Source organism: Desulfovibrio sp. (assembly GCF_034006445.1).
Classification (GTDB): domain Bacteria; phylum Desulfobacterota; class Desulfovibrionia; order Desulfovibrionales; family Desulfovibrionaceae; genus Desulfovibrio.
The window spans coordinates 81,485-107,933 of sequence record NZ_JAVESS010000005.1 but is presented as its reverse complement, the minus strand read 5'-3'; the positions used below and the strand labels follow the sequence as shown (position 1 = coordinate 107,933).

Here is a 26,449-nt window from a genome sequence, read left to right as displayed (position 1 = left end):
CATGCCTTACAATCCTAACATGCGTGTTCTTGTGGTTGATGACTTTTCCACCATGCGTCGCATTGTACGTAACATCCTGCGCCAGATCGGGTTTCAAAACGTAGTGGAAGCTGACGACGGCACCACTGCCTGGGAAGTGCTGAACCGCGAAAAAATAGATTTCATCGTTTCTGACTGGAACATGCCCAACATGACGGGCATCGACCTGCTGCGCAAGGTTCGCGCCAGTGAGCAGTTCGCCCACATCCCCTTTCTCATGGTCACTGCAGAAGCCCAGCAGGAAAACATCATTGAAGCCGTGCAGGCCAAGGTGTCGAACTATATCGTCAAGCCCTTCACCGCTGACACCATGAAGCAGAAGATAGACAAAATCTTTGGCTGATATCGCACGAGGGAGTTTCTGCCTGCGGCGGCCCCCAAAGCGGCTGCCAGGAGTACCGCGTGGCAAACAAGACTGACGTCAAAGAAGCTCCCGCCAGGGATGAGATGCAGGTTTCGCAGGGGTCGGATCCGGCCGTGCGCAAGGTTGACCTGGATCTTGACGATGCCCCTTTTCTGAAAGAAGAGGGAGCCGATACTCCGGCTGTGGCAGAGACAAAAAACCTCCCTGCCGAACAATTGCCGCCTCCTGCCGCCAAAAAAAACATAAAGCTCTTCATCATCGCTGGCGCTGCGGTTTTGCTGCTCATTCTGGCTGCGGCCGCCTGGTGGTTTTTTCTGCGTACGCCGCCTGTTCCCCCCGCTGAAATCAAGCCCGAAGTCATTGTCGTGCCCTCAAGCCAGACGCCCGCCGCGCCAAGGGACTATGTAAAAGAACTGGCCCCCTTTGTCGTGCCAAGAGACGTCAACGGCACCACGCGCTTTCTGGTCTGCAAATTTTCCACCATCAGCAAGAGTTCAGGCGTTGGCGCGGAGCTGGATCACAAGATGATCGCCCTGCGCGACGCCCTGTATTTCTACCTCAGCAGCAAGAGCAACGACTACTTGCTTAACCCGTCCAATGCTGTCACCATCAAGAAGGATCTGACCGGCATCCTCAACGACTATCTTGCACAGGGCCGCATTGATGACGTGCTTTTTGAAAGCTATTTGAACGAATAGCGCCCTGCCCCGCCAGTGAGCACGGGTGGGGCACACGCCGCACCTCAGACCACGGAGCCAGCCATGAGCGTTGACGCTACCATGGCCGTGCTGTATGCCCAGACAGGCATGGCCACTTCGATGGTGAATGCCGCTGCGGTGGGACCGCAGGCCTCGGCCGCCATGTCGCGGGTTTTGGCCGCAGAAATGGCCCGGCATGAGCAGCAGCAGATTGCCAAGAGTGAAGCAGGCGACAAAACCAAACTTTCGCCAGATGCCGATGGCGGCACGCCCACGCCCCAGTTCGGCAGCCGCCGCCGCAAACGGCCGCCGCCCCTTGTACCGGACAAGGACGAGGCTCCACGCGTGCCGGATTCCCCTCTGGTGGGCAAACTTCTGAATCTCAAAGTATGAACAACACCCTGATCTTCGCTCTTATTGCCGCCTTTTCCGTACTTGAACTCATGGTCCTTGGCGGGGTGCTTTTCTTCTATCTGCGCCTGCGCCGTTCCGAGGCCATGCTCAACGCCCTGCAGGGCAATCAGGAAGCCCTGTTGGCCCGTATCGAGATGAACGCCAGACTGGAACGGGAAATCGTGGCCACCTTTGCCCAGCGGCAGGCCGAACTGCAAAACCTGGACGAAAAGCTTGAGGAACGCGCCCGTGACCTGCGCCGCCTGCTGGAACAGGCAGAGGGCATCAGCCGCTCCCCGCAGTTTTTGCGCGAGCTTATCCTCAATGGCAAAAACAAGGGGCTTACAAGCCGCCAGATCGCCCGCAACTCCGGCCTGAGCGTTGATGAAGTGGAACTGATTCTGGCTCAGGAAGGCGAATAAGGCCCCCGCGCTGAACCCTGCCCGGCGGCCGCGAAAGCCCGCGACCGCAAAGTCCGGCAGGGGCAAAAGTCTGACGGCAGCACAAGCTCTTTCCGACCTTCCGGCCTTCCGACCGTTCCAGCCCTTCCGACCGTTCCAGCCCTTCCGACCGTTCCAGCCCTTCCGCTTTTCCGCCCCTTTCGACCTTTCGACCTTCGCACAAAAAAATGGCACGCGGCTGACCGTCGCCAGAGTAAGTCCGATCCCGTCTGACCGCCGCCGCAGCAAACCCGCCGCCGTCTGGCCGCCGCCTTAGCCATGCCTGGCAGAGCGCATGAACCAGGCCGGAACCACTGCCGCAAAAAAGGCCAGACCCACCAGCAAAAAACTCTCCCTGAAGCCCATGGCCCTTGCCTGCGCGGCCAGCATATCCGCCAGAAAACTGTACGCCTGCGGCGGTCGCAAGGCTTGCGCCACGCTGTCCAGTTGCCCACCCCTGAGAAACAGGGATGAAATCAGGTTGAGGGCATCCGATGCCGCATGGGTGCCGTTTTGCAGCGCGCTGAAGGCCTGGGCATAGATTTCCGTCTGGCGTTCCAGATATACGGAAAGCATGCTCACGCCCAGCGCGCCGCCCAGCTGACGGCTGAAATTGATGGCCCCGGCCCCCTGCGCCATATGTTTGGCGTCGAGCAGCCGCAGCGCCCCGCTGTTCAGCGAGGGCATGATCAGGCCAAGCCCGACGCGGCCCAGCCCGATCCAGCCCACAAAATCCCAGAAATAGGTGGAGGTTCCGGCTTCGGACATGCACAGGCTGGACCAGCCGAAGATGGCGAGGCCAGTCATGATAAGGGCGTACGCTGGCAGACGGTCGGCAAAGCGTCCCGCCAGGGGCATGACCACGCCGAGCACAAGCCCGCCCGGCATGAGCAGCAGGCCGGATTCCGTGGGGCTGTAGCCCTGAACGGTCTGCACAAAAAGCGGGATGAGGTAGGTGGAGCCAAAGAGCCCCATGCCCAGAATAAAGGCCACCACCGACGCGGCGAGAAAGCGGAGGTTGGCGTAGACGCCAAGCTGCAGCAGGGGCTTTGGGCAGGTGCGCTCGCGGATGACGAAGCCCACCCAGGCGCAGATGCTTGAAAAAAAAGCCCCCAGCACGTAGTCCGAGTCCCAGCCTTCCCGCTGCCCGCTGGAAATGCCCGCGAGCAGCGCGCCTATGCCCACGCACAGCAAAATAAAGCCGCAAAGGTCAAACGCACCGCGCTCCACAGTCGTGTCGCGGCCCGGCAGAAAAGTCGCGGCCAGGGCCATGCTCAAAAGGCAGAACGGCGGCCCCAGCAAAAAGACATACCGCCAGGAATAATTGTCGATGAGCAAACCGCCCACCGTGGGGCCAAGCGCAGGAGCCAGCACCACGCCCAGGCCGAAGATGCCCATGGCCATGCCCCTGTTTTCCGCACCAAAGACGGAAAAAACCATGACCATGGCCAGCGGCTGCACCAGCCCGGCGGCGGCCCCCTGAATGGTGCGGGACAGGACGAGAATTTCCACGCCGGGGCTTGCGGCCCCCACCAGCGACGCCGCCAGAAAGGCCGCCATTGCGCCAAGATAGGCATGGCGCAGGCCAAATGCGCGCAGCATCCAGTCCGTGGTCAGCATGGACGCCGTCATGGCGGCCAGAAAGGCCGTGGACAGCCACTGCACCTGATCCTGCCCCATGCCGAATTCGCCCATGATGTCGGGCATGGCCACGTTGACGATGGTGGAAGACAGCACCGTGGCTATGCAGCCCGTCATCACCGCCGCCGTGGCCCACCATTTGTACGCAGCGCCATAACGCTGGGAAAGGGCGTCAAATTCCGGCGAGGTCAATGTCCACCTCCACCATCATGCCGGGGCGCAAAGGATTGTCGTCCGGCTGGTCCACCTTGATGCGCACAGGCACCCTCTGGTTGATCTTGGTAAAGTTTCCCGAAGGGTTGGGGCTGGGGATAAGGGCAAACTGGCTGGTGGCCGCTGTGCCGATGCGCTCCACGCTGCCGCTGAAAGGGCGGCCGGGGTAGGCATCCACGCTGATGCTCACGGGCTGGCCGGGTTTGAGGCCGCCCAGCTTGGTCTCCTTGAGCAGAACCTCCACCCACACGGCCTTGGGATTGTGCACCATCACCAGGCGCTGACCGGGAATGACATACTCCCCAGGCTCCACAAATTTCTGGTCCACCACGCCGTTGATGGGGCTGCGCACCACACGGTCGCCCAGTGCCACCTCTTTCTGCCTGATCCTTGCCTGCACTTCGGCCCTTTGCTGCGCAAGCTGCTCCAGCCGGGCTTCAAGCTCATGCGGGTCGTTGCGGTGGGCAAGGGCCTGATCAAGATTGGCCTTGGCCTCGGCAAGCTCGGCAAGAGCCTGGCGGTGCTTTCCCTCTGCCTGTTGCAAAACCGTGCGGCTCTGGTCCCACACCCGGCGGGCGATGGCGTTTTCAGCAATAAGATTTTCGCTGCGCGTGTGGTCCTTACGGGCCAGGTCAAGAGCGGCCTGGCTGGAACGCAGGGCCGCCTCCGCATTGTCGCGGCGCGCCTGGGCCGCGGCCACAGCGCTTTCAGTGGCGTCACGGCTTGTTTCCAGCCGGGTCTTCACCTGCTCGGATTCCAGCCGCAGGGCCTCGTCGCTGGCCTTGAGCTCTTGCACCTGCATGAGGGCCTCACGCTGGTCTATGACAACAAGCTGACTGCCCTCGGTCACGACGTCGCCGTCGGTGACGTCCCTTTGGGCCACCCAGCCGTCCACACGACTGCTGATGGTGATCATGTCGGCCATGACCCGTGCGTCATTTTCTGAAATATAGCGTTGCCGGTGCACAAGAAATGCAGTGACGGCAGCGGCCAGAATCAGCCCGCAAAGCATGATGAGACGTTTTCTGGAGCGTACCGGGGCGGACAGCAGGCGCGCTGCCTGAGGCGAAAGGGAAATGGGCATATGCTGACAGCTCCTTGCAAGGCCACGGCCTGACGTCACCGGACGGCAGCGGCGCTAGAGCATTTCAACTTTGAAAAAGTGTAGCTGCTCTAACGCTGTACGAAAGTACAGCGCGCCACAACGTGGCGTGGATTCAGCCGAGCTTTGGCCGTTGCGACGAAGGAAGCTACGGACAAAGACAGCAATTGGTTAATAGAACGTGCAGCCTGCTGATGGCTGTCGCAAATCGCATTTTTCGGCTGAATGAAAACTTTGAAATGTGAAGCATTTCAAAGTTAATCTGCTCTAAGGTTGTTAAGTATGATTTCAAGTATCCGTAAAAACTCGGCCAGTTCCTCGTCGGAGAGGCCCGCCAGAGCTTCGGCGCGCAGGCCGGAGCCTATGCGCTGGATTTCTTCGTTGACGCCCTGAGCCTTGTGCGTCAGCCGCACCGTCTTGGCCCGGCGGTCGTCTTTTTGCCCCACGCGCTCCACAAGGCCCAAACGCTCAAGGCCGTCCACCACGCGAACCATGGTGGGGCTTTCAACGCCAACCGACTGCGCCAGCTCTTTTTGCGGGGCTTCACCGCCCATGCGCGAAAGATGCATCAACACGAGCCAGCGGGCCTGCGTCAGGCCCAGGGGCTCCAGTCTTTCGTCGAGGCGTGTGCGCCATACCCTGCCGGTACGGCTCAGCAGTACGCCCACTGTGTCTCTGGGTGATGTACTCATGGTGCAACCTCACTTAGGTGCAATGCTAAATAGTAGTGTGCTATCTATTTGTCAAGCGGATGCCGCCTGCAAGCGGCAGAATTTCGTGCCCCTCCGCTGAAGCGCGGGGCACGAAAACAGAGGCCAGCCCCTTGCGGAGCTGGCCTCTGATATCTGTTGGCGCGGGGGTTTAATCCCAATGGCGCTTGTCTTCGATGGGACGGATCTGCGGGGGCAGGCTGCCGGGAGCCAGCACGCGCAGTTCGGGACGCAGCTTGATCTTTTCGCGGAACTGGTGCAGCAGCTCTTCTTCGCGCTTGAAGCCGCTGGTTTCCACAAAGAGGGTCATTTCGTCGATGCCGCCGGGGTTGGTCACTTCAATCTGCCAACGCTTGATTTCTTCAAAGCGGCTCATGACCTGCTCGACCTGATGCGGGTACACGAACATGCCCATGATGCGGGCGGTGGTGTCCACGCGGCCCACGATGCTGCCAAGGCGCGGGCTTGTGCGGCCGCAGGCGCAGGGGCTGCGGTCAATGAACGAAAGGTCGCCCGTGGCCAGACGGATAAGCGGATAGGTCTTGTTAAAGGCCGTCACCACGATTTCGCCCACTTCGCCGTCCTTCAACGGAATGCCCGTGTCAGGATGGCAGATTTCCACATAGCAGCGGTTGGCGATGTGCAGGCCGGTTCTGTGGAAGCATTCGTATCCGATGCAGCCCACATCCGCCGTGCCGTAGCCCTGGCGCATGACCAGGTCGTACTTCTTTTCCATCTGCGAACGCATTTTTTCCGAAAGCCGCTCGCCAGTGACAAAGGCCACTTCCAGAAAAAGATCCTTGCGCAGGTTGAGGCCCTTTTCTTCAGCCTTTTGCGCCAGGTGCATGAGGAAGCTCGGCGTGCCCACATAGCCCGACACACGCAGCTTCTGCATGATGTCCAGCTGGGTCGCGGCGTCCGTGGGGCCAGCGGGAATAACCGCACAACCAAGGTTGCGCAGGGGTTCCTCAAACATGAGGCCCGCAGGCGTCAACTGATAGTTGAACGTGTTCTGCACCGCATCGCCGGGGCGAAAGCCCACGGAATAGAAGGCTTCGGTGTAGCCCCAGTAATCTTCGCCACGGTCTTCGGGGTCAAAGATGGGGCCGGGGGAAAGAAAAATGCGTTTGAGTTCGCCAATGTCCTTGGTCAGCAGTCCGCCCAGACGCGGCCCCATGGACTGAAGAAAGATAAGCTCCTTCTTCTTGAGAATGGGAATATGCTTGATGTCAGCAAGGGTCTTGAATTTCTCCACATTAAACTGCGCACGGTCAAAACGCTTTTTTACGTCTTCCGAATACCGGTACGCATAGGAAAGCAAGTCCTTGAGCTGGATAAGGCAGTACTGGCGGCGTTCGCTCTCATCAAGAACTTCGCGGCGGCTGTATATGCCTTCTGTGCGGTCTTTACGGGTCATACCTACTCCACATGGCCTGTTTTACATTGAAGGGCCAAAATAGCCACTCCAATCGCAAAGTGCAAGCACTATTTATTAAGATAAATTATAACAATGTGTTATATATACTTTTGCGCACATCAAAAAACCGTCTGCTGTGCGAGTTTCACACCGCGCCGCCAAGAGCGCCGCCCACAGCCCTTTGCGGACGCCGCGGCTTGAGCCTGGGCCTCTTGATTTTTCCTTCCACAATGCAGCGGCGGCGCAGGCTGTCGTACACGGGTTCGCACCCTATTTTGTCGGCCACGACAGCGGCAATATAGGCCGTGATGATGATGAACGCCATGTTGGAATACGCGCCCGTCATCTCGAGCATCAGGAACGCCCCTGTCAGGGGAGCGCGCACCGAGGAGCCGAACAGTCCGGCCATGCACATAAGAAGTATGATGACGCTCTTTTCTGGCGTGACCACGTCAAAAAGCAGCAGGGCCGACGTAAGGCAGGCCCCGGCCATGGCCCCCATGGCCAGAATGGGCATGAGCAGGCCCCCGGCCACCCCGGAGGCGAAACTCGCGCAGGAAAAGACCATCTTCACGGCCAGCAGCAGCAAAAGTGCCGTCAGCGGCAGGGCCATGTCGGCAAGTTGCAGGGCTGTAATGCCAAAGCCTGCCAGCACCGTGGGATAAAAATACAAGAACAGTCCGGCGCACATGAAGGGAATGACCACGCGCAGATGCAGCGGCAGCATTTTTGTAGTGTCGGCCCAGAGGGTCAGACGGATAAGCAGGGTATTATAGAGAGCGCCAAGGGCTCCCATGGCCACGCCCACCACCGGAACCAGCCACCAGTCCTCCCAGGACAGCATGAGGCGCGCGCCAAAGGGAAGAACCAGGCCAAAGCCGTATATGGTCTGCATGACGAGCATTGCCGTAAAGGCCGTAATGGCGCAGGTAATGATCATCGGCGTCCGAAGGGGCGTCTTCATTTCCTCAAAGGCAAAACACATGCCCGCCAGGGGTGCACCAAAAGCAGCCCCAAGGCCAGCTGCACTGCCACCCACAAGAAACCGGGGTTCATGCGCGGCCTTGGGGTCGTGCCACAACCGCCCCACCCCCACGCCGAGGGAAGCACCCATCATGATGCACGGGCCTTCCCGCCCCACAGAAAGCCCCCCTGTCAGGGCCGTCAGAGCGCCAGCAAACTTGCAGAGCAGCACACGAAACCAGTTCATGCGCAATTTGCCCCTGACCATAAGCTCAACCTGGGGGATGCCGCTCCCGCTGATCAGCGGCTCCACGCGCAACAGCAGCACAGAAAGCACAGCCAGGAGCAGCAGGCCGAAAAACACCGCGCAGCCGACAAGGCCGTCACTCAGGCCGTGCGCGTTCACGGTGCGCACAATCCAATGTGTGATCACATGGTTCAGGTGGCGGAACAGGCCGATAACCACGCCAGTCACTCCCCCGATAAGAAGAGCCTGCACGATGGTTCTTGCCAGGCCTGAAACACCCATCTGTTTGAAATCATGTTTGATTTGAGGAAAAGGATTGCCCGGTTTCACTAAAAAAATCCTTGTTGCGAGGGCATCCGGGATGGATGGTGTGACCATAAACACCGTGGGGCATGTCCCCAGGTTCTCGGGAAGAGTGCCTTTGAAATGCTTCACATTTCAAGAGTCTCATTCTGCCGAAAATACGATTGGCGGAGCCCTTAGCGGGTCTTTGCCGCTTACGGACAGCGACAGTCATCAGCAGGCTTTCCGTTCATTAACCATCTGCTGTCTTTGTCCGTAGCTTCCTTCGTCGCAACGGCTAAAGCGCGGCTGGATCCACGTCACGTTGTGGCGCGCTGCACTTTTGTACAGCGTTAGAGCATGTACCCTTTTTCAAAGGGAAACTGCCCAAGTGGCGAGCCTCCTGACGCGGCCCCGCTGCATGCAGGCTCGCGCGTCAGGGGTATTACTCCAAAAGCCAGGCGGGGCAAAGCCATTTTTGGTGCCCTGCTCCGTACTGCAACTCCGGCAGTATGGCCGGAAGGCGCACGATTTTCAAGGGATTGGATAAATTTTGCAAAAAAGACTTGCCAAAGCCAGGCCAAGTGGGTAGAAGACTTCTCCAGCCGCTGTGGAATTTATTTCACTGGCGCAAGGGCCGAGGTAGCTCAGTTGGTAGAGCAGGGGACTGAAAATCCCCGTGTCGGCAGTTCAATTCTGTCCCTCGGCACCATAGAAATCAAGCCCTTACGAATCATCGTGAGGGCTTTTTTCTGCACCAAACTGCACCAAATCCGGCATCAGCGTTGCTGCACGTTTTTGGCCCCCTGGCGTGACGTGGGCATAGGTTGTTGCGGTTGTCTGGATGCTGGCGTGGCCCATTTGTGCCGCAACCGCTGCGAGGTCAGCTCCCGCCGCAAGCATTTCTGACGCAGCCGCATGCCGGATGTCATATGGACGGATGCAGCGGCCCGCATAGCCAGCCTTTTTCTTTGCCCTCTCCCATGCTGAGCGATAGTTGTTGACCTTCCGACCAAGGCGATGGCAAACCCACGGCACGCCGTCTGCGGTGTCTTCTTCAAACCTGCGCAATGCTTCTTGCCAATACGCAGGCGGGGGCACCACCCTCTTTATCCTGCCGCTCTTGCCTTGTGCATACTGCACATATCCATGTCGCCAGTTAAACGCCGCCCAGGTGAGCGAAAACAACTCTACGTGCCCAGGACGCATGGCCAGTGCGTAGGCCGTTGCCAGCGCCCACCGCAGCCAATCGGGACAAAACTGTAAGATGTTCTGAAAATCTGCCAGCGAGGTAGTGTTTTCAGTTTTCTTTGTCGGCAGCCGCTTGTAGTCACGCCATGGGTTTAATCTGATAAGCTGCTGGTCACCCCCCCATGCCAGGATGGCCCTGATATACGCCTGCATTTTATTGATAGTGGCATTGCCGCTGCCGCGCTTGCGCATTACGTTTCGCATCAGTTCCAGATCCGTCCGCGTTAATTCTTCCGCGTACTTGTCTCGAAGAAACTGACCTATGCCATCAACCCATAGGCCGGATGCGTTTGTATAGCCGTTGATGAAATGTAAAATCTTTTTACGTGTTTCTACATGATAATCGGGATGCGAATGGAAAAACGACGCAGACCGTTCTATCAGAGAAAGACGGCTATCTTGTAACGCTTCTGACTGCTCGGCATCAAAAGCGATAGCAACGGTTTCATCCCGAAAGGTTTTTTGTGCCCACTTGCCCCCGCGCTTATACTTAACCAGCCAGCGCCCGTCTGCTCGTTGGGACACACTCATTGCCTGACTCCATTATTCTTTCCCAATCCTTGCCGGATCGGACTTTTTGCTTGCGCCTTCCTGCCAATTCAGGGAATAGCACAAGTTCGATTTGTCGATCTATCGCTGCAAGCTCTTCTGCCTTGCTTTTTCGCTCCGCGTGGAGCGCTGCGACCTCTGCCAAACGCTCCGACTCTGTCATGGTGCCCTCCCTACTCCCTCGGCGGCGCGATGGGTCAACAACCGCAAACCGTAAGGATTGTCATAGGTGGCGTGATGCTGGACAATGACGAACTTGCCTGCAGGCAATAGTTGCGGTTCTGCACACAAGCCGCCGTACACGCCAATAAACACGGGGTTATTTTTATTGTCGAAGCCAAACCAGTGCGCTGGTCGTGCCGCCACGTCCACCAGATGCCACCAGTTGTCCCCGCGCCGCCAGATAAGTTCCAACGGCGTGAAGCCGAAAAAAGGGGCATCAATTATGCTGCTTATGATATTGCGGAGGTTTGACCGCTCAAGGTCTTGGGTAAAGCGTCGATGCAGATTTTCAGCTTCCGGGCTGGCTGTTTCGCCGTCCGGCGCTCCGGCCCGGAAACCGAAGTGGGGGCAGTTCAGCTCCCGGTTTTTCCGGCTCAACATGGCCGTGGTCACTTGGTCGTCTGCGGAAAGTTCAGCCAGCACCGACGCTTCGTCCCCGCGCTTCCGCAAAACCGGGTCAGGGTCAGGCAGGACGTTCAGCCAGCCTTCCAGTTCGCCCGGCGTCAAACCGGCATTTTGTCGGGTTGCAAGTTCCGTCGTCAGCCCGGTAGCCTGAAACGGCTGAAATGTGCCGTCCGCACGATAAATTCCGCTTGCCATAGCAATTGCTCCATTTTTATTGGCAGGCTGTCGCCGTCCGTATGCCCTGCGGGCAACGGCTGGACGCAAAAAGCCTCCGTTCCTGCCATAATGTCGCAAGAACGGAGGCTATGCCCGGAAAGGGCGCAAAGGTTATCGAAGGTATAGGTTGAGCATCGATAAAGAATAAATTATATTATAAAGAATATTATCTCTGGTTAAATAAGCATCTGACAATCTGCCGAGCAACAAGGATTATGCTACGCGTAACTGCCTAACATGTTTGCCGGAGGAATGCTCACGCAACATTACCGTGGAAGTTGAGATTTGCGAAGATATCACTGTTTTATTAAAAAAGGAGACAATATGACTTCAACTACTCCCCCGTCACAAAAAACTATTCCACAATTTTTCATTATCGAATCTTTGACCTTAGCAGATGAAAAAGCGGAACGATTTGAAGGGAAGTTTTTATACAATTATCTAAAAATATTAGGGAAAAATCCTATATATTTTTATATTCGCTCGAAATGTGAGCTTGAAAAAATTTCTTCTATATTCCGGGAAAAAGGCTACAGGTATCTGTTTTTATCTTGTCATGGAGACGCGAGCTCTATTCATACATCTTTCGATGAGGTAAAATTTGAAGAATTTGCGTCTATATTTGAAAGAAAACTTGAACACCGGCGTCTATTTGTCTCTGGTTGTAGCGTTGGGCAGCAGAATTTTGCTGAAGCCCTATTTGAAAAGAATGGGGGAATGTATTCACTAACAGCCCCTAAAAATGATGTTCGTTTTACCCAAACACTCCCATTTTGGTCTTCATTTTTTTATTTAATGGAAAGTGTTGATTCAAATTCTATGAAAGGTGCGGCTATCTATCCGTCATTGCAACTTTGTTCTAATATGTTTGATATTAGCATGACGCATTTTTTTAAAAGCCCTGCAAAAGGCATTACGCACAAAGAATTTATCTCTAATGAAGTTTTCTCTGAAAAAGAAATGAATAATATTTTACAATTAGAAAGAAAATCTTAACATAAAAATCCTATACAACATTTAATCGAAGGGTCACTTGGCATGAGCGAAAATCAAAGAACTATGGATTTGTTTTTGTTTCGTCTTGTATTAGAGCCGCAAGCGGGAAAGGGAAGCTTAGGCGAAATAGAAGTTTCAAGACAAGATTTGCTTATTAAACTTCTTGCAACTTCTCCACAGCTTCCATCTGGTGCATATAAAGTTTTTTTAACATCCAAGATTGAACAAATAAGCTCATCAGGATTTTATTTTAAGGCTGGCGTTCAGTCCCTTAAGACTGGTGCAAAATTCGATAGCGAAAAAAAAGACTTTGTTGAAGCTGAGACAGAAATTGCAGACTTTTCACACTGCATTTACGACAAAAATTTGCAACTCCTTGCTATTGAAAATAAGTCCGGTTTAAGCAGCCCAAAAACACTAGCTAACAGACTTGCATCTGCGATTGAAAATATAAAGAATACTGATGGATACAAATCCCTATCACCTGAAGAAAAAATGCTTTTTTCAAATTCAATATGTAAGTCTCGTCAAGTCTATGAAACAAATGAATTCATAAAAATACTCAAAAATTCATATAAGATTAGTAAGTTTACAATTGTAATGCTTCTTCCAAATCCAGCAAATTTTAAAGATACTATTTATACCCCATTTAACGAACTCATGGAAGACACACAGGCTTCTGGGGGCCAAATAACAATAGAAAATAAAGACGAGGGGCTTGAACCAAATCGCTTGGTTGATCTTTCTCATGATATTGGAGCGTATGGAGCTGGAGCTTCCGCAAAAGTTCAGGACGCAGCAGAAAGCAAAGAAAGAACTATAAGGCTGGACAAACGGGAAAATGCCGCTAAGGCAACCTTGTCCCTACCGCAAACAATGTTTACAGTAGACTTTAAGGAATACAGCAAAGACTTCTTAAAAGTAATAACGGATAAGTTCAAACAAATCCATGAATCAAACAAAAAAGAATAATATATCAATCCCATCTTACTGGGAATGGCTCTTTAAAGGGCTCAATGGGCAAAGTCCTGGACTTGCAGCCTATCTTGACGGCTGGATAATACTGCATATTTCCATTGCAATTATTTTTGCAAGTACAGTAGATATAGATGCAAAAACATCATTAAGTTTATCAATCCCATTTCTTGGAGTTCTCATAGCAATAACTGTAGCTTGGTGCGGAAACATAACATCTTTATTATGCAGCAGCGAAATAGCTGAATTATCTACTCATTACCCCGGTAAAGTTGAATCATATGCCTTTATTGTGCAGAATGTAATCCTCATCCTTTTTATCGCATTAATATTATGGATTCTGAAAGGATTTGATATTCTTAGTGGGTGGTTTTTTGATTTTTTAATTTTCCTTTTCTCAAGTCTTGCGATACGTGATAGCTGGAATATAATTCTTTTTTCACAGCTTTTAACTATTGCTAGGGTAAAAATAATATTAAGAGACCTTAACAATAAAGGTTAAGAATAAATAAAACAGTTACCAACCTGTAAAGTTTACACCTTTGCTTATGGAGATACTTTCACACTCCCACTTTTCCACGTTGCCTAACTGTTCCCGTGCATCAACAAGCATGGCGACAGCCACGGCAGCGTCGCCATGTCTTTTTTTGCCGTCTTTGTCTGTTGTGCGCTGCTCCGGCACGCGGGCAACGCCCTTGATAACGCGCAGCAAACGAAAATCCGACAATATTTCCGCCCGCTTTGACAACAGCAAGGTTTTATCTTCAAAACGGGCTTTCATCTTGGGCATTGTATCCCTGTACCAAGCCTCGGTAATCATAATTTCCCGTACAAGCTCTGGACAGTATTCCTGCCGGGCCGCTTCCGCCAGCGCGGAGCCGTTGCCGCGTGCATCAAGAGAGATGCCGGAAAAATGGGGCAGCGCATCAAGGATGGCAAAAAGAATCTGCTCTTGTGTGCGGTACGGGCAATTTCGCAGTTCAAGGATGAATGGCGGTACAAGACGCAAATCCTTTGTTTCCGTTGCAGGAACAAAAACTGAAAGGTCGCCGGTTCGCCCGAAGTCTTCACCGGCATAATGGTCACAATCCTGCGGTAACGCTTCCAGCAGCGGGAACAGATTATCTTACAGCCACCCCCGTGTGTAAGTCGCCGCAACTTCCTTCGGCCAGTCTACAAAATCTTTTGCGGGAGATTCCCAAGTTATCAGCGGGACGGATTCCGACATGCACGATTCAACCATGGCAGTGGTTAGATACGCACCACTGGAACGGTTCGGAATGCAAAAAAGCTCTTCATCCGCACCGTCCGCAAAGTCCGCAATAATTCCGGCCCGCCATTCTTCTTCAGCTTCTTTACTCCACTGCCTGGGCGGAGTTGCCCTTTTGCAGATGGTTTTATACAGGCCGTCGCCTATGGCATCGTCCAACGTGGTACGGTGTAAGCTATACCGTTTGACCCCGGACCGAATTTCCTTGACCAGTTCATTGAAAGGATTGTCTTCGCCGTTGTGTGTGGACAGGATGGACACGCTACCGCCCCACATGAGCAGGGCAAAGGCCGCTTTCATGAGTTCCGGCAAGTCGTCAACAAACGCGGCTTCGTCAATGATGACCCGGCCCTGTTTGGAGCGGAGCGAACGGGGTTCCGGCGGCAACCCCCAAATGCTGAACCCTGACGCAAAGCGTATACGGTAGACCGTAATATCCCGGTCTTCATCCTTCAGAACCAGTTCCTCCGCCTCGCCAGCCACCACATTGAAAATTTTTGCCCAGTACGCACAATCCCGGATGAACGTCTGGGTCATTTCCTTGTTATAGGACAGGTAAAACGTATCCTGCCCGCCCGCGTCCGCACTTTGGGCCGCTTCCAGAACGGACGCCAGCGCTTCCGCGTAGGATGCCCCCATACGGCGCGACTTCTCCCAGACCTTGACCCGGTTTTTGTCGCCTACCCAGCGGCGCTGGTAGGGAATCAACACGTTTGCGACGCTGTTCATTCCACGCCCTCCGTAATGCCCAGCGCCTTGTAAATGCTTTGAGCCGTGTCGCTGGATAAACCGCGCCGTTTGGCTTCTTCCGGCTCCGCATCTTTAGGCAGGCTGGCTTCAAGCTCCGCCACAAGGTCAAGGCAACGCTTCACGTCCTGCACCGTTGCCGTGGTGATTTTGGCCGGGTCAGACAGGGCAAGCCCCAACTTTTGTTCTACAGCGTCTCGTAGAACGGCCACGGCATCCGCCCGCGTGGCAATTTGGGGCCGGGCCGGGGCGGCTGCGCTGGGAATTTTCCCAGCGGCGGAAAGTTCCGCTTGTTTGAGCGCCAGGCTTTCCAAAGAAGCCACGGCAAACGCCATTTGTGACGCCTCTTTGCCGTCCCCGGCCTTTAAAAGCATTTCCAAGGCCGTTTTGCGGGCAGTTATGGTGTTGACCCGGATATCGCTTTCCGCTTGGGCGATTTCTTCTCGTTTGCCCGCCATCCGTACTTTTCAGACCCGTTTTTAAGTGTAGTCGCGGTTACGCCGGTCAGTTCGGCAACGCGGGCGAAAGACAGACGGTCGACGCAATATAGTTCCTGCGCCTTCCAAACGGTTACGACCACGCAAAACAAATGTACAACCAAGACGCTGCTACACGGAATGGTCCGGCTCTGCGTTATAGGGCCGCCACCCCTCTTTTATAAGCGTGACTACATCCTGAATTAATGTTCTTGCCATGCCTTTTATCTCCCCGGAAAGAGCGTTGTATATAATTCCCGCGCTTCCCTTTCTGTTTGCGCCCGGCACTCAAAACAGTTTCGACGGTCCAAGCGGCGGCAATGGTTGCAGCGGATACTCTGCAAGGCGTCCACAACCTCCACCCGCGACGCACCGGGGGCCGCCTGCCCCGCTGGTTCGTCTTTTCGCCCCAAAATTACGGCTCGTATTGTGGCCGCCTGTTTTTCACTGTTGCCCGGATAGCGCCCGGCCAGAACGGCATAGACCGTAGACCGTTTTAATGCCGGGTGTGCGGTACAAAAAGCATGAATGGACTTGTAACGGTCCAGCACCAGCGCCCGAAGGTCAGGAAAGCTCACCGGCTTGACCTTCCTTGGCCTGCTTGCGCTCAAATGCCTTTTCGCGGCGCTGTAAATCAGTCAGTAATGACGATATATGGCCCCGGTTCTTGAGCCACACAAACACCGGCACGCCGAACGCCCGTTTAACTCGCGTATCAAGACTGCTCATGGAGTAACCAAGTTTGCGCCAAATCGCTAAAATCTGGCGTTTTTCTTCGGCAAACTCCATATTGTCGGTAATTTCAATCCAGTCTGGGCGCGAGTGCGGGCGCACGGTCTTGTTTCGTGATTTCGCCGGAGCCGTGTATTGCACGCCATCCTGTATGGCAAACTCATGTACCAGTTGCGATAGCTGGTGAATTGAAAGCTCCGTGCGGCTGCGAACGCCAAAGCTGCTTTCCAGCCGTTGCCGAAAAGCTTCTTCATCCATTGCCGGAAGCTGCTTACGGGCAATTTCAATTTTTCTATACAGCCCAAGACGCATTCTTTCTTTATCCACGGCTCTTTCCTCCATGTACTACAACGCTTCTAACTGATACAAAGACTCGCTTCCCATCTATGGAAACATTGACAACCCATTCCCCGGTGTAATCCAGAATAGGGGCTGTGTTAGTCCAACTTCCAATGTAGTACGGCATTCCATTGCGCCAAAAACGCACGGATACGCGGGAAGGATAAGGAATTGACGGCGCTTTCGGCGGGTCAGGCAGCCCGCCAAACGCCATATCTTCCACCAGCCGGGCCAATCCCGCCTTATCGAAAAAACGCGGCTTCTTGTCCGGGGTATCAATCCAGAGCCGCGCAGCACGAACCCTGTAAAACCCTTCCGGGCCGTCATAAAGAGGGGCAGGCGACACTTCAAAGGCAATGCGGCGAGTGTCAACTTTTACACTAAAAGAGGCCACAAATTCACGTTTGTCCATGCTATTCACCTCTTCAGGACCGTTCAGGCTTCGGCGGCTGCCACCCTAAAATGTCCTCTTCATACCCCGAAACAATGCGAACATATTCCGCCTCAATCTGTGCAATCTTGGCGTCACAGTGTACCCGAGTCCTTTTTTCGTTTGCCCCCTTCCCTCCGCCATTCCCATTTTTTTCCCCTCTCCCCTGTCTTTTCCCTGTCAGAAAATGACGCCGTGCTTCCCCCATTTGTGTCATCTGAAAATTGAAACATTCTCTGTTGCCTTGATTTCCCCATACCCTCCCGGGCGGGATAACTTCCAAACGCTGCTGCCATGAAGAACGTTAAAACGCGGCCTGATGCGGCAAAAATACGCCCATACAACACTGTGAGCTGTCTGGAATATGGGAATCACCAATATGTGCTGTAGTTAAAGGGGATTATCCCCTTTTGGTCGATGATGCTCACCCTTGAGCACATGAGTGACACATAATTACCTCCATGCCGTCAACAAGTGTTCACACACCGCCTCTATACCCTTGTCCAGCGCGAATTTTTGCGCGCAGCAAGAAATACAGGTGGAAGAACATGACCCTTTCCAAAAACGCGGTTGCGCTGACGCGGCCGCAATGGATGCGCCTGCTGGCCCTTGCGCCGGAGGACACCCTGCAGGAGTTGCTGCATCCCCTGGCACAGGCGGTGAGCTACACGTTTTTGCGCAGACCAGAGGCAGGCTTGCTGATGGTGGAAGGCAAAACCGGCGGCGCGCGGTTCAATCTGGGCGAAATGCTCATCACGCGCTGTGCCGTCACCCTGTCCCCCGCTCCTGGACAGCAGGACGGGGCAGCGCCTTCCGCCAGCGCAGGGCGCTACGCCCTGCCGGACAGCCCCGTGCAGGGCTATGCCTGGATATGCGGCAACAGGCCGCGCCACGCCGAACTGGCAGCGCTGTGCGATGCGCTCATGCAGCTGCCGGGCTACGCCACGCGCCTCAGCCTGGAACTTTTTGACCATCTGCGCGCGCGTGAAGCGCATGAGGCTGCTGAAGAAGAACGCGCAACGGCCCCCACGCGGGTGGACTTTTTTACGCTGGCGCGGGGAGAAGACGCATGACCGTCCTGGCGCATGGATTTGCAAACCCCGTACTGGACTGCCAATGCTACTATCGTGCCGTGCTGGACGCCATGAGCCGCCCCGCCCGCCCCGTGCCCCTTCCGGCGCTGCCGCCCATGCCGGTTCCGGGCAACGCTTTCGGCTCCGGCATGGCCGCGCTGGCCCTGACCCTGTGCGACGGCGAAACCCCGCTGTGGCTGCAGCCTGAACTGCGCACCGAGGCGCTGCACACCTATCTGCGTTTTCACTGCGGCGCACCCCTTACGGAAGACCCCGCCCTCGCCGCCTTTGCCTTTATTGCCTCCCCCCTGATCATGCCCCCTCTCGCCGCCTTTGCCCAAGGTTCGGCCCCCTGCCCGGAGCAGAGCGCCACCCTGGTGCTGGCCGTGCGTCTGACAGGCCCAGCGGACTTCAGCGCTGCCGGGCCAGGCATCGGCGGGCCGGATACGGGCGGCACTGGCGTGCGGCCTCTGGCGTGCAAAGGACTGCCCCAGACCTTTGCGGAGCAGTGGCACGCCAACCATCAGGCCTACCCTCAGGGCGTTGACGTGCTGCTGCTGGACGACAACCTGTCCGGCAACGGAGCCTTCATGGCGGGCTTGCCCCGCACAACCAGCATAAGCGCGATGCCGCAAGCGCCGGAGGCCTGAGCATGTATGTTGCTGTAAAAGGTGGCGAAAAAGCCATCAATGCCGCCCACAAATTGCTGGCCCGGGCGCGCCGGGGCGACACCGCCGTGCCGGAGCTGGGTGTGGATCAGATTATGGAGCAGCTTTCCCTGTCCGTAGACAGGGTCATGGCCGAAGGTGCGCTGTACGCGCCGGAACTTGCCGCTCTGGCGGTCAAGCAGGCCAGGGGCGATCTCGTTGAAGCCGTTTTTCTGCTACGGGCCTTCCGCACCACGCTGAGCCGCTTTGGCTCTTCCCTGCCCGTCAACACCGCTGCCATGCGGATACGGCGGCGCATCTCCGCCACGTATAAAGACATCCCCGGCGGGCAGGTGCTGGGGCATACCTTTGATTATACCCACCGCCTGCTGGATGCTTCATTGCTGACCCGCGCTGCCAGGGATTTTTGCGGCTCACTCGCGGAACAGGCCACGCAGGAAAGCTTGCAGGCCACTGCCGCACCGGCACAGACCCTGCCGGAAAGCCCGCAGCCAGAATCTCCCCGCAGCTATGCAAAGGTCATGGATTTTCTTGAAAAAGAAGGTCTTTTGCCCACTCCGGCAGAAGAAGACGCCAACGCGCCCTCTGCCGCCCCCACCGACATCACACGCGGCGCGCTTACCCTGCCCGCAGGGCGTGACGCGCGGCTGCAAAATCTGGCGCGCGGCGACGAGGGCCTGATGCTGGCCCTGGCCTATTCCACCCAGCGCGGCTACGGCTCCACCCATCCCTTTGCGGGCGAAATACGCATGGGTTCGGTAGAAGTAAGCTTTGTACCCGAGGAACTGGGCTTTGCCGTGGTGGTAGCGCGTCTGCCCCTCACGGAATGCGAAACCGTCAACAAATTTCATGGCGGCAACGGCGTGAAGCCCTGTTTTACGCGGGGCTACGGTCTGAGCTTCGGCGAAAACGAGCGCAAGGCCCTGAGCATGGCCCTGGTGGACAGAGCCTTGCAGTCGGCGGACTACGACGAGCCCATCAAAGGCCCGGCCCAGGATGAGGAATTTGTGCTCAGTCACAGCGACAATGTGGAAGCCTCGGGTTTTGTGCAGCACCTAAAGCTACCGCATTATGTGGATTTTCAGGCCGAGCTGGCCCTGGTGCGCGGCATGCGCCGGGCCATGGAAGACACTGATGCCGCCGCCAACAGCGCTGGCGAAGGGGAACGGCAATGACCGCACAAACCCGTCACACTGCCGCACCGGGCGTTGAAAAAGCCGACGCCGCCCGCCCGCAGAGCGCCGCAATCCCTTGCGCGCATGAAGCGCATGAAGCGGAACAGGGCAAGGACTTTGGCGCTCTGGCGTACAATTTTGCCTATCTGGACGAACAGACCAAACGCTCGCTCCGACGGGCCATGCTCAAGGCCGTGGCCGTGCCCGGCCACCAGGTGCCCTTCGGCAGTCGTGAAATGCCCATGCCCTATGGCTGGGGCACGGGCGGCATACAGGTTTCGGCTTCCGTCATGGGGCCGGACGACGTGCTCAAGGTTATTGACCAGGGTTCGGACGACACCACCAACGCCGTGTCCATACGGGCGTTTTTCCGCAAGGTTGCGGGCATTGCCACCACCACGGAAACAGCGCGGGCCACCATCATCCAGACCCGCCACCGCATACCGGAGCAGCCCCTGCATGAAGGCCAGATACTGGTCTATCAGGTGCCCATCCCCGAACCGCTGCGCTGGCTTGAACCGAGCGAAACAGAGACCCGCGCCCTGCATGCCCTTGAGGAATACGGCATCATGTATGTGAAGCTGTATGAAGACATTGCCCGGCACGGTGAAATAGCCTCCAGCTACGACTATCCCGTGCTGGTGGCCGGGCGCTATGTCATGAGCCCCTCGCCCATCCCCAAATTCGACAATCCCAAGATGCGCGGATGTCCCGCCCTGCAACTTTTCGGAGCCGGGCGCGAAAAGCGCGTCTACGCCGTGCCGCCCTATACCGAAGTCAAAAGCCTGGATTTTGAAGACCATCCCTTCACCGTGCAGCAGTGGGACCGCCCCTGCGCCCTGTGCGGCAGCACCACAAGCTACCTTGACGAAGTGATTGTGGATGATGACGGTTCGCGGCTTTTTGTCTGTTCCGATACCGAATACTGCGCGTCCCGCCGGGCCGCTGGCCATGAGGGCGACGGCATGCCCGTGGCGGCCCCCGGCAGGACAGAAAGGGCAAAATCATGAGCTGCCTTCAATGCAACGATCAGGCCCCGCTGCTGCGGGTGCTCAACGCCACCCACTACTACGGCGGGCGCAAAGGCTGCGCCGACGTCTCTTTTGATCTCTGGCCCGGCGAGGTGGTGGCCATTGTGGGCGAGTCCGGTTCCGGCAAAAGCACCCTGTTGAGCCTTATTTCCGGCAGGCTGCCCCTGACTTCCGGCGCTGTCGTATACCGCGACGCCCTGGGGCGTGACCGCGATATGGCCTCCATGTCGGAAGGCGAGCGCCGCAGGCTGCTGCGCACCGAATGGGGCTTTGTACACCAGAACCCGCGTGACGGCCTGCGCATGCGCGTCAGCGCGGGCGGCAACATAGGCGAGCGCCTGATGGCCTGCGGCGCGCGGCGCTACGATGACATACGCCAGACCGGCCACGACTGGCTGCACCGGGTGGAAATTCCTGTAGAGCGGCTGGATGACCGGCCCACGGCCTATTCCGGCGGCATGCAGCAACGCCTGCAGATAGCCCGCAACCTGGTGTCATCGCCCCGGCTGGTTTTTATGGACGAACCCACAGGCGGCCTGGACGTTTCCGTTCAGGCCAGGCTGCTGGACCTGCTGCGCCATCTCGTGCGTGACCTGGGTCTGGCCGTGGTGCTGGTGACCCACGACCTTGCCGTGGCGCGACTGCTGGCCGACAGGCTGCTGGTCATGCGCAACGGCGGCGTGGTGGAAGAAGGGCTTGCCGACCAGGTGCTCGACGACCCCCACCATCCCTACACCCAACTGCTTGTTTCTTCCATTTTGCAAGGATAGCCAGCCATGCATCAGACATCATCCATCGCACCCGCCGCGCCCGCCGCGCCCGCCGCGCCCATTGTGGCCATCAGACCGGACTCCGCAGAGGGCCAGGTCATGCTCACCGTGCGCAACCTGGCAAAAACCTTCACCCTGCACGCCCAGGGCGGGGTGCGCATAGAGGCCTTCAGCAACCTGAATCTTGAGGCGCACTCCGGCCGTTGCCTTGTGCTGCACGGGCCGTCAGGAGCGGGCAAGTCAACCCTGCTGCGCTGCCTGTACGCCAATTACAAGCCCTGCGAGGGCAGCATTCTTGTGCGCCACCACAAGGGAATTGTGGATATGGCCACGGCCACGCCCCGCGCCGTGCTGGAAGTGCGCCGCGAAACCATGGGCTATGTGAGCCAGTTTCTGCGGGTCATCCCCCGTGTGAGCACCCTGGATATTGTGGCCGGTCAGTGCACTGCCCATGGTGAGGACCGCAGCACAGCGCTGGAAAAAGCCGCCGCCCTGCTGGATCGCCTGAATATTCCGCAACGCCTCTGGAACCTTGCCCCGGCCACGTTTTCAGGCGGCGAGCAGCAGCGCGTCAACATCGCGCGCGGCTTTATCCGGCACAGCCCTGTGCTGCTGCTGGACGAACCCACCGCCTCTCTGGATGCGGCCAACAAGCACACCGTCGTCACCCTGATCGCCGAGGCCAGAGCGCGCGGCAGCGCCGTCATCGGCATCTTTCATGACGACGAAGTGCGCGAGGCCGTAGCCAACACCGTTTTTCATCTGCAACCAGGAAATAATCATGCCTCGTGAATATTGCATCGCCAATGCCCGCATGGTCACGGCCGACGCCGTTGTTGAAGGGCACCTCTGTGTACGCGACGGACGCATCCACGCCATGGACGCTGGCGCGCCGCCCGTAAACGGCGACATTGCCGTGGAAGACTGGGAGGGCGACTACCTTTTGCCCGGTCTGGTGGAACTGCATACGGACAATCTTGAAAAACACCTCATGCCCCGGCCAAAGGTCATCTGGCCGTCGGCCCGTGCGGCCTTTCTGGCCCATGACGCGCAGATGGCGGCGGCAGGAGTCACCACGGTGTACGATTCGGTGTGCATAGGCGAAACACAGGACAAGGGCCGTTACCCCATGCTGCGCATGGCTGTGGACGCCTTTGTGGCCTGCACGGCGGGCGACCCCGACAAAACGGACGTGCGGGCCGAGCACCGTCTGCACCTGCGCTGCGAGCTTAACGACCCCAACATGTGGAGCATGTTTGAGCCGCTGTCCGCCACGCCGGGGCTGGGGCTCATCTCGCTGATGGACCATACGCCCGGTCAGCGGCAGTGGCGCAATACCGATGCCTACCGCACCTATTACAGCACCACGCGCTCCTGGACGGAAGAGGAGTTCGCCAGCAATGTGGCCGAACTGCAGGAGCGCCAGCGGGTTTATACCCCCCTGCACACCGGCATGGTCACAGAATTCTGTACGGCGCACGGCGTGCCCATGGCCAGCCATGACGACACCACGGTGGACGACGTGAACCTGGCGCTGGGGCACGGCATTGTTATCAGCGAATTTCCCACCACAATGGAAGCCGCGCGGCACGCGCGCGACAACGGCATGACCGTGCTTATGGGTTCGCCCAACGTGGTGCGCGGCAAATCCCATTCCGGCAATATCAGCGCTCTGGGCGTGGCCCGCGAAGGGCTGCTGAGCGGTCTTTCTTCCGACTATGTACCCATGAGTCTGCTGCACGGCGCTTTTGTCCTGCACCGCGAGGCCGGGCTTTCCCTGCCCGACGCCGTGAGCATGGTCACGCGCCGTCCGGCTCAGGCCGTGGCCCTGACAGACAGGGGCGAACTGCGCCCCGGCCTCAGGGCCGACCTTGTGCGCGTGGCCCTGCACGATGATCTGCCGGTAGCGCGCGAAGTCTACGTACGAGGCAAAAAGGTATTCTGATGGCACAGTATCCCGGCCTGCTGGTCTATGTGGTGGGGCCTTCCGGCGTCGGCAAGGACAGCCTGCTGACCTTTGCACGGCGCTGCCTGACACGCGGCGAAGGGCAGGACGACGTGCATTTTGTGCGCCGCCACATCACCCGCCCCGTGGAAGCGGGCGGGGAGGACCACATAGCGCTGAGCGAAGAGGAATTTTCTCTCTGCGCGCAACGCGGCGACTTTATTCTGGCCTGGCAAAGCCACGGTCTGCGCTACGGTGTGCACCGGCAGGTGCTGGCCCTGCTGGAACAGGGGCATGTGGCCGTGGTCAACGGATCGCGGGAATACGCCCAGGAAGCCGCCCGCCGCATAAGCCCCATGCTTGTGGTGGAAATAGCCGCGCAGCGCGAAGTTTTGCGCAGCAGGCTTGAGCTGCGCGGCCGCGAACAGGGGGCGGAGCTTGAAGAACGCCTTACGCGGGCCGCCCAGTCTCTGCCGCGTATGCCCCACCATGTGCGGATAGACAATTCCGGCGATCTTGAAACGGCCTGCCGGGCTTTTACGGAGATTATCGACAATGCCCGTCATTATGCAACGTAAGGAGCCTCCCATGATCAGTATAGAAAACCTCACCAGAACGTTTGGCAGAAGCCGCGCTCTGGACAATGTTTCCCTGTCGGTTGGCAAAGGGGAGATGGTGGCCCTAATCGGCGCTTCCGGCTCCGGCAAGTCCACCCTTCTGCGCCATGTCGCGGGCCTCACCGAGGCGGACAAAAACGGCGGCAGCGTGCATGTGCTCGGCAGCGTCATGCAGCACGAGGGACGTCTGGCCCACCATGTGCGCCATCTGCGCACGAACATTGGCATGATATTTCAAAAGTTTAACCTGGTAGATCGACTGCCGGTACACACCAACGTCATGCTGGGCGCGCTGGGCAGGATACCCCTGTGGCGCTCCCTGTTGGGCCTGTTCCCGCGTCAGGTGCGCTCGGATGCCCTCAAGGCCCTGAACCGCGTAGGCATTGTGGAAAAGGCCTTTCAGCGCGCGTCCACCCTTTCGGGCGGGCAGCAGCAGCGCGCGGCCATTGCCCGCGCCATGGTGCAAAAGGCCAGGGTTCTGCTGGCCGACGAGCCCATAGCCTCTCTTGACCCGGAATCATCCCGCAAGGTTATGGAACTGCTGACCGAAATCAACCGTGAGGACGGCATCACCGTGGTGGTGACCCTGCACCAGGTGGATTTTGCCATACGGTACTGCCCGCGCACCGTGGCTCTCAAGAACGGCTGCATCGTGTACGACGGGCCTTCGGACAGGCTGACCCCCGGCTTTTTACAAGAAATTTACGGCGCGTCCAGTGAAGAACTGTTCGCCCACGCCACCGGCGGGGATGAGGAACCGGCCCTTGCGCCGCGCCCCTCCCTGCATCAGGCCTGCGATGCGGCATAACCAACGTGTAATCAAGGAGATTATGGAATGAAACTGTTGCGACTGCTTACCCTTGCCCTGGCTTTGGCCGCTGCAGGCCTGCCCGCGTTGTCGGCCAGGGCCGCTGAGCCGGAAGTGCTGAACTTCGGCATCATCAGCACCGAATCTTCCCAGAATCTGCGCTCGCTCTGGGATCCCTTCCTGAAACGTATGGAAGAGGAAACCGGGCTTAAAATCCGGGCTTTTTTTGCCCCGGACTACGCGGGCATTGTTACCGGCATGCAGTACGGCAAGGTGCAGATGGCCTGGTATGGCAACAAGGCGGCCATTGAGGCCGTTGACAGGGCCGACGGCCAGATCTTCGCCCAGACTATGGATCTGGCGGGCCTCGGCGGCTACTACTCGCACCTTATCGTAAACAGGGATTCCCCTTACAATTCTGTGGACGATATCCTCAAGAACGCCAAGAACATCACCTTCAGCAATGGCGACCCCAACTCCACCTCGGGCTTTGTGATTCCGGGCTACTACGTCTTTGCCAAAAACGGCGTTGACCCCAAGGACGCCTTCAAGCGCACGCTCAACGCCAACCACGAAACCAACGCCCTGGCCGTGGCCAACAAGCAGGTAGACCTGGCCACCAGCAACAGCGAATGTCTTGCGCGCCTGCGCACTACCCACCCGGACAAGGCCGACCTTATCAAGGTGATCTGGACTTCGCCCCTGATCCCCGGCGATCCGCTGGTGTGGCGTAAAGACCTGCCCGAGGAAACCAAGGAAAAAATCTCCAAGTTCATCTTCAACTTTGGCGTCACCGGCCCCCACAAGGACGAAGACCTGAAAATCCTGGCCGGCCTGGACTGGGGCCCGTTCAAGGCAGCCACCAATGACCACTCCATCCCCATCCGCCAGGTGGAGATGTTCAAGACGCGCGTCAAAATTGAAGGCGACACCAAACTGAGCGCCGATGAAAAGAAGGCCAAACTGGCGGAAGTGGACGAAGCCCTTGCCAAGCTGAACGCCCGCGCCGAAGCCCTAAAAAAAGGTTCATAGCGCTGGTCTGCGCCAGAGCATTGTAACTTTGAAAAAGTATACATGCTCTACCGCTGCATGAAAGCGCAGCGCGGCAGCACCCCACGGCAACGCGCCCCGGCCGCAGCGGGCACCCTCATGTTGCGGCCGGGCGCAGCGCCTGCAGACTGAGCAGTTTACGAATGAAATGAGTTAACTGTGCGGCAGGGATTTCCAGAAAAATCCTTGCTGCGA

Annotated in this window: 29 protein-coding genes and 1 tRNA gene; 18 read left to right on the top strand and 12 right to left on the bottom strand. The window is 57.2% G+C overall.

Features of this window, described 5'->3' with window-relative positions:
• Position 1: 1 nt before the first annotated feature.
• From RBR41_RS07370 to RBR41_RS07355, 4 genes are all read left to right on the top strand, one after another.
• On the top strand, positions 2-382 hold the full coding sequence (locus RBR41_RS07370; protein WP_291301747.1) for a chemotaxis response regulator CheY: 381 nt from the start codon (positions 2-4) through the stop codon (positions 380-382).
• A 59-nt stretch (positions 383-441) separates the two neighbouring features.
• The gene (gene fliL / locus RBR41_RS07365; RefSeq protein WP_320351937.1) at positions 442-1,101 is read left to right on the top strand and encodes a flagellar basal body-associated FliL family protein; all 660 of its coding nucleotides are present in this window, start codon (positions 442-444) and stop codon (positions 1,099-1,101) included.
• 63 nt (positions 1,102-1,164) lie between these two features.
• On the top strand, positions 1,165-1,494 hold the full coding sequence (locus tag RBR41_RS07360) for a hypothetical protein (RefSeq protein WP_320351936.1): 330 nt from the start codon (positions 1,165-1,167) through the stop codon (positions 1,492-1,494).
• Positions 1,491-1,916: a hypothetical protein gene (locus tag RBR41_RS07355; RefSeq protein WP_320351935.1), complete on the top strand. Its 426-nt coding sequence runs from the start codon at positions 1,491-1,493 to the stop codon at positions 1,914-1,916. Before RBR41_RS07360 ends, RBR41_RS07355 begins: the two co-directional genes overlap by 4 nt.
• A gap of 291 nt (positions 1,917-2,207) precedes the next feature.
• Here RBR41_RS07355 and RBR41_RS07350 read toward each other — a convergent pair whose 3' ends face one another.
• The 5 genes from RBR41_RS07350 to RBR41_RS07330 all read right to left on the bottom strand — a co-directional run bounded on the left by RBR41_RS07350 (position 2,208) and on the right by RBR41_RS07330 (position 8,509).
• Positions 2,208-3,767 carry a DHA2 family efflux MFS transporter permease subunit gene (locus RBR41_RS07350; RefSeq protein ID WP_320351934.1) on the bottom strand — a complete coding sequence of 520 codons (1,560 nt, stop codon included), beginning with the start codon at positions 3,765-3,767 and terminating at the stop codon, positions 2,208-2,210.
• Positions 3,748-4,872 (bottom strand): HlyD family secretion protein, encoded by a 1,125-nt coding sequence (locus RBR41_RS07345; protein ID WP_320351933.1) that lies wholly within the window; start codon positions 4,870-4,872, stop codon positions 3,748-3,750. The genes RBR41_RS07350 and RBR41_RS07345 overlap by 20 nt, the downstream gene beginning before the upstream one ends.
• Before the next feature lie 275 nt (positions 4,873-5,147).
• A complete protein-coding gene (locus tag RBR41_RS07340; protein WP_320351932.1) occupies positions 5,148-5,582 on the bottom strand; it encodes a MarR family transcriptional regulator in 435 nt (144 codons plus the stop codon).
• 169 nt (positions 5,583-5,751) lie between these two features.
• On the bottom strand, positions 5,752-7,017 hold the full coding sequence (locus RBR41_RS07335) for a phenylacetate--CoA ligase family protein (RefSeq protein WP_179980625.1): 1,266 nt from the start codon (positions 7,015-7,017) through the stop codon (positions 5,752-5,754).
• Between the two features lie 145 nt (positions 7,018-7,162).
• The gene (locus RBR41_RS07330; RefSeq protein ID WP_320351931.1) at positions 7,163-8,509 is read right to left on the bottom strand and encodes a chloride channel protein; all 1,347 of its coding nucleotides are present in this window, start codon (positions 8,507-8,509) and stop codon (positions 7,163-7,165) included.
• Between the two features lie 636 nt (positions 8,510-9,145).
• On the opposite strand from RBR41_RS07330, the gene RBR41_RS07325 reads away from it, so the two are divergent.
• Positions 9,146-9,221: transfer RNA gene (locus RBR41_RS07325), tRNA-Phe, on the top strand.
• 14 nt (positions 9,222-9,235) lie between these two features.
• On the opposite strand, the gene RBR41_RS07320 is transcribed toward RBR41_RS07325, so the two are convergent.
• Both RBR41_RS07320 and RBR41_RS07315 read right to left on the bottom strand, forming a co-directional pair.
• The gene (locus RBR41_RS07320) at positions 9,236-10,291 is read right to left on the bottom strand and encodes a site-specific integrase (protein WP_320351930.1); all 1,056 of its coding nucleotides are present in this window, start codon (positions 10,289-10,291) and stop codon (positions 9,236-9,238) included.
• 177 nt (positions 10,292-10,468) lie between these two features.
• The gene (locus tag RBR41_RS07315; RefSeq protein WP_320351929.1) at positions 10,469-11,131 is read right to left on the bottom strand and encodes a DUF935 family protein; all 663 of its coding nucleotides are present in this window, start codon (positions 11,129-11,131) and stop codon (positions 10,469-10,471) included.
• A gap of 345 nt (positions 11,132-11,476) precedes the next feature.
• Between RBR41_RS07315 and RBR41_RS07310 the strand changes: the two genes are divergently transcribed.
• Genes RBR41_RS07310 through RBR41_RS07300 form a run of 3 tightly spaced genes read left to right on the top strand, consistent with a single transcriptional unit; the run spans position 11,477 to position 13,625 of the window.
• Positions 11,477-12,148, top strand: a complete 672-nt coding sequence (locus tag RBR41_RS07310; protein ID WP_320351928.1) for a hypothetical protein — start codon at positions 11,477-11,479, stop codon at positions 12,146-12,148.
• 42 nt (positions 12,149-12,190) lie between these two features.
• Positions 12,191-13,120 (top strand): hypothetical protein, encoded by a 930-nt coding sequence (locus RBR41_RS07305; protein WP_320351927.1) that lies wholly within the window; start codon positions 12,191-12,193, stop codon positions 13,118-13,120.
• Entirely contained in the window at positions 13,098-13,625 is a 528-nt protein-coding gene (locus RBR41_RS07300; protein WP_320351926.1) for a hypothetical protein, read from the top strand. Before RBR41_RS07305 ends, RBR41_RS07300 begins: the two co-directional genes overlap by 23 nt.
• 15 nt (positions 13,626-13,640) lie before the next feature.
• On the opposite strand, the gene RBR41_RS07295 is transcribed toward RBR41_RS07300, so the two are convergent.
• The 5 genes from RBR41_RS07295 to RBR41_RS07275 all read right to left on the bottom strand — a co-directional run bounded on the left by RBR41_RS07295 (position 13,641) and on the right by RBR41_RS07275 (position 17,099).
• A complete protein-coding gene (locus tag RBR41_RS07295; protein WP_320351925.1) occupies positions 13,641-13,904 on the bottom strand; it encodes a hypothetical protein in 264 nt (87 codons plus the stop codon).
• A gap of 345 nt (positions 13,905-14,249) precedes the next feature.
• A complete protein-coding gene (locus RBR41_RS07290) occupies positions 14,250-15,122 on the bottom strand; it encodes a hypothetical protein (RefSeq protein WP_320351924.1) in 873 nt (290 codons plus the stop codon).
• Positions 15,119-15,598 (bottom strand): hypothetical protein, encoded by a 480-nt coding sequence (locus tag RBR41_RS07285; RefSeq protein WP_320351923.1) that lies wholly within the window; start codon positions 15,596-15,598, stop codon positions 15,119-15,121. Before RBR41_RS07285 ends, RBR41_RS07290 begins: the two co-directional genes overlap by 4 nt.
• Before the next feature lie 582 nt (positions 15,599-16,180).
• Positions 16,181-16,675: a phage protein GemA/Gp16 family protein gene (locus RBR41_RS07280; RefSeq protein WP_320351922.1), complete on the bottom strand. Its 495-nt coding sequence runs from the start codon at positions 16,673-16,675 to the stop codon at positions 16,181-16,183.
• The gene (locus RBR41_RS07275; protein ID WP_320351921.1) at positions 16,668-17,099 is read right to left on the bottom strand and encodes a hypothetical protein; all 432 of its coding nucleotides are present in this window, start codon (positions 17,097-17,099) and stop codon (positions 16,668-16,670) included. Before RBR41_RS07275 ends, RBR41_RS07280 begins: the two co-directional genes overlap by 8 nt.
• Before the next feature lie 566 nt (positions 17,100-17,665).
• On the opposite strand from RBR41_RS07275, the gene phnG reads away from it, so the two are divergent.
• The 10 genes from phnG to phnD all read left to right on the top strand — a co-directional run bounded on the left by phnG (position 17,666) and on the right by phnD (position 26,236).
• Entirely contained in the window at positions 17,666-18,190 is a 525-nt protein-coding gene (gene phnG, locus RBR41_RS07270) for a phosphonate C-P lyase system protein PhnG (RefSeq protein WP_320351920.1), read from the top strand.
• Complete coding sequence (phnH, locus tag RBR41_RS07265) at positions 18,187-18,840, top strand: phosphonate C-P lyase system protein PhnH (protein WP_320351919.1); 654 nt, start codon at positions 18,187-18,189, stop codon at positions 18,838-18,840. The genes phnG and phnH overlap by 4 nt, the downstream gene beginning before the upstream one ends.
• Positions 18,841-18,842: 2 nt before the next feature.
• The gene (locus RBR41_RS07260; protein WP_320351918.1) at positions 18,843-20,033 is read left to right on the top strand and encodes a carbon-phosphorus lyase complex subunit PhnI; all 1,191 of its coding nucleotides are present in this window, start codon (positions 18,843-18,845) and stop codon (positions 20,031-20,033) included.
• Positions 20,030-21,043: an alpha-D-ribose 1-methylphosphonate 5-phosphate C-P-lyase PhnJ gene (locus RBR41_RS07255; protein ID WP_320351917.1), complete on the top strand. Its 1,014-nt coding sequence runs from the start codon at positions 20,030-20,032 to the stop codon at positions 21,041-21,043. The genes RBR41_RS07260 and RBR41_RS07255 overlap by 4 nt, the downstream gene beginning before the upstream one ends.
• Positions 21,040-21,834: a phosphonate C-P lyase system protein PhnK gene (gene phnK / locus RBR41_RS07250; RefSeq protein ID WP_320351916.1), complete on the top strand. Its 795-nt coding sequence runs from the start codon at positions 21,040-21,042 to the stop codon at positions 21,832-21,834. The genes RBR41_RS07255 and phnK overlap by 4 nt, the downstream gene beginning before the upstream one ends.
• Before the next feature lie 99 nt (positions 21,835-21,933).
• On the top strand, positions 21,934-22,626 hold the full coding sequence (gene phnL, locus RBR41_RS07245) for a phosphonate C-P lyase system protein PhnL (protein WP_320351988.1): 693 nt from the start codon (positions 21,934-21,936) through the stop codon (positions 22,624-22,626).
• On the top strand, positions 22,616-23,779 hold the full coding sequence (locus tag RBR41_RS07240; protein WP_320351915.1) for an alpha-D-ribose 1-methylphosphonate 5-triphosphate diphosphatase: 1,164 nt from the start codon (positions 22,616-22,618) through the stop codon (positions 23,777-23,779). The genes phnL and RBR41_RS07240 overlap by 11 nt, the downstream gene beginning before the upstream one ends.
• Positions 23,779-24,357 carry a phosphonate metabolism protein/1,5-bisphosphokinase (PRPP-forming) PhnN gene (phnN, locus tag RBR41_RS07235; protein ID WP_320351914.1) on the top strand — a complete coding sequence of 193 codons (579 nt, stop codon included), beginning with the start codon at positions 23,779-23,781 and terminating at the stop codon, positions 24,355-24,357. The genes RBR41_RS07240 and phnN overlap by 1 nt, the downstream gene beginning before the upstream one ends.
• A 10-nt stretch (positions 24,358-24,367) precedes the next feature.
• A complete protein-coding gene (gene phnC, locus RBR41_RS07230; RefSeq protein WP_320351913.1) occupies positions 24,368-25,204 on the top strand; it encodes a phosphonate ABC transporter ATP-binding protein in 837 nt (278 codons plus the stop codon).
• Positions 25,205-25,231: 27 nt separating this feature from the next.
• Entirely contained in the window at positions 25,232-26,236 is a 1,005-nt protein-coding gene (gene phnD / locus RBR41_RS07225) for a phosphonate ABC transporter substrate-binding protein (protein WP_320351912.1), read from the top strand.
• Positions 26,237-26,449: the final 213 nt, after the last annotated feature.

Excerpts from the sequence above, each read along its gene's own strand:
- RBR41_RS07370 (WP_291301747.1), top strand. The coding sequence starts at position 2 with ATGCCTTACAATCCTAACATGCGTGTTCTTGTGGTTGATGACTTTTCC.
- RBR41_RS07360 (WP_320351936.1), top strand. The coding sequence starts at position 1,165 with ATGAGCGTTGACGCTACCATGGCCGTGCTGTATGCCCAGACAGGCATG.
- RBR41_RS07355 (WP_320351935.1), top strand. The coding sequence starts at position 1,491 with ATGAACAACACCCTGATCTTCGCTCTTATTGCCGCCTTTTCCGTACTT.
- RBR41_RS07345 (WP_320351933.1), bottom strand. The coding sequence starts at position 4,872 with ATGCCCATTTCCCTTTCGCCTCAGGCAGCGCGCCTGCTGTCCGCCCCG.
- RBR41_RS07340 (WP_320351932.1), bottom strand. The coding sequence starts at position 5,582 with ATGAGTACATCACCCAGAGACACAGTGGGCGTACTGCTGAGCCGTACC.
- RBR41_RS07335 (WP_179980625.1), bottom strand. The coding sequence starts at position 7,017 with ATGACCCGTAAAGACCGCACAGAAGGCATATACAGCCGCCGCGAAGTT.
- RBR41_RS07330 (WP_320351931.1), bottom strand. The coding sequence starts at position 8,509 with ATGGGTGTTTCAGGCCTGGCAAGAACCATCGTGCAGGCTCTTCTTATC.
- RBR41_RS07320 (WP_320351930.1), bottom strand. The coding sequence starts at position 10,291 with ATGAGTGTGTCCCAACGAGCAGACGGGCGCTGGCTGGTTAAGTATAAG.
- RBR41_RS07315 (WP_320351929.1), bottom strand. The coding sequence starts at position 11,131 with ATGGCAAGCGGAATTTATCGTGCGGACGGCACATTTCAGCCGTTTCAG.
- RBR41_RS07310 (WP_320351928.1), top strand. The coding sequence starts at position 11,477 with ATGACTTCAACTACTCCCCCGTCACAAAAAACTATTCCACAATTTTTC.
- RBR41_RS07305 (WP_320351927.1), top strand. The coding sequence starts at position 12,191 with ATGAGCGAAAATCAAAGAACTATGGATTTGTTTTTGTTTCGTCTTGTA.
- RBR41_RS07300 (WP_320351926.1), top strand. The coding sequence starts at position 13,098 with ATGAATCAAACAAAAAAGAATAATATATCAATCCCATCTTACTGGGAA.
- RBR41_RS07295 (WP_320351925.1), bottom strand. The coding sequence starts at position 13,904 with ATGAAAGCCCGTTTTGAAGATAAAACCTTGCTGTTGTCAAAGCGGGCG.
- RBR41_RS07290 (WP_320351924.1), bottom strand. The coding sequence starts at position 15,122 with ATGAACAGCGTCGCAAACGTGTTGATTCCCTACCAGCGCCGCTGGGTA.
- RBR41_RS07285 (WP_320351923.1), bottom strand. The coding sequence starts at position 15,598 with ATGGCGGGCAAACGAGAAGAAATCGCCCAAGCGGAAAGCGATATCCGG.
- RBR41_RS07275 (WP_320351921.1), bottom strand. The coding sequence starts at position 17,099 with ATGGACAAACGTGAATTTGTGGCCTCTTTTAGTGTAAAAGTTGACACT.
- phnG (WP_320351920.1), top strand. The coding sequence starts at position 17,666 with ATGACCCTTTCCAAAAACGCGGTTGCGCTGACGCGGCCGCAATGGATG.
- phnH (WP_320351919.1), top strand. The coding sequence starts at position 18,187 with ATGACCGTCCTGGCGCATGGATTTGCAAACCCCGTACTGGACTGCCAA.
- RBR41_RS07260 (WP_320351918.1), top strand. The coding sequence starts at position 18,843 with ATGTATGTTGCTGTAAAAGGTGGCGAAAAAGCCATCAATGCCGCCCAC.
- RBR41_RS07255 (WP_320351917.1), top strand. The coding sequence starts at position 20,030 with ATGACCGCACAAACCCGTCACACTGCCGCACCGGGCGTTGAAAAAGCC.
- phnK (WP_320351916.1), top strand. The coding sequence starts at position 21,040 with ATGAGCTGCCTTCAATGCAACGATCAGGCCCCGCTGCTGCGGGTGCTC.
- phnL (WP_320351988.1), top strand. The coding sequence starts at position 21,934 with ATGCTCACCGTGCGCAACCTGGCAAAAACCTTCACCCTGCACGCCCAG.
- RBR41_RS07240 (WP_320351915.1), top strand. The coding sequence starts at position 22,616 with ATGCCTCGTGAATATTGCATCGCCAATGCCCGCATGGTCACGGCCGAC.
- phnN (WP_320351914.1), top strand. The coding sequence starts at position 23,779 with ATGGCACAGTATCCCGGCCTGCTGGTCTATGTGGTGGGGCCTTCCGGC.
- phnC (WP_320351913.1), top strand. The coding sequence starts at position 24,368 with ATGATCAGTATAGAAAACCTCACCAGAACGTTTGGCAGAAGCCGCGCT.
- phnD (WP_320351912.1), top strand. The coding sequence starts at position 25,232 with ATGAAACTGTTGCGACTGCTTACCCTTGCCCTGGCTTTGGCCGCTGCA.